At 67.9% G+C, this 926-nt stretch carries 1 protein-coding gene; it reads right to left on the reverse strand.

The genetic code is table 11. The features are described 5' to 3' along the window. On the reverse strand, positions 1-926 hold a 926-nt coding region (locus tag N4G66_RS45195), incomplete at both ends, for a hypothetical protein (RefSeq protein WP_261710152.1).

Genomic DNA, 926 nt, shown 5'->3' on the forward strand with positions numbered 1-926 from the left:
TGTTGGGGGTGACCGTGGCGATCGTCGACCAGCCGGTGCTGCCGTCGGGGGACTGCTGTACCTGGACCTTGCCCTGGGGACACGGGCCCGGGGCTGCTGTGAGGCTGCCCTTTACCCGCACTGTCCCGGCGCCGGAGATCGTCCGGTCGGTCCAGGACAGGACGGAGCGCGAAAGAACATGCACCTGGGTGCCGGCGTAGGCCTGGAGGAGGAAGCCGTAGCCGCCGATGCTCGCCCTCCACTCGCCTTCGTTCTGCACGTCCGGGGTGGTGAGGGAGAAGGATCCGTCAGGCGCGGTCGGGCGGATGGCCTGGAAGTGATCGGGGCTGCTGACGACGACTGCGCTGTCCGGGTCGTCCGCGATCAGGCCGGTCCACTGGTTGGTGGTGGGGCTCAGGTATTGGGCCTTGCCCTGCAGCGTGAAGCTGTTGCCGCGGACGACGGTGGCGGAGGCCTTCTCGACGACGACACGCGTCGGGACATACACCCTGTCGACCTGGACGAACGGAGAGTTCGTTGTGCTCCTGCTGCCGTTCATCGCGCCGACGGTCAGGGCTCCGTAGAGCCTGCTCGTCACCGAGTACGAGCCGTCAGCGGCCACGGACGGTACCTGCGTCGACTGCGTGTTGTTCTGCAGGGAGGAGAGGAAGAGCGAGCCGGCCTTCCAGCCGGGTGTGGTCAGACCAGTGGCCGGGTCGAAGGTGGACACCGTCCCGGAAACGGTCACCCATCGTTGCTCGTAGTCGACCGTGCTGCGGTTGGCTCGGGTGTCGGTGAAGACCGGCCAGTCGTTGTAGTTGATCTCCCCATGAGCCGGGTAGGCGGGGTGGTCGCCGTCGGCGTCCGCGAGGTCCAGCGTTGCGTCGTACCAGCCGTGCGCCGCCAGGGACAGCCGTGTCGTGGTGCGCCAAGTGCCGTCGGTGGGC

Source organism: Streptomyces rhizosphaerihabitans (assembly GCF_025399795.1).
In the GTDB taxonomy this organism is placed as follows: Bacteria; Actinomycetota; Actinomycetes; order Streptomycetales; family Streptomycetaceae; genus Streptomyces; species Streptomyces rhizosphaerihabitans.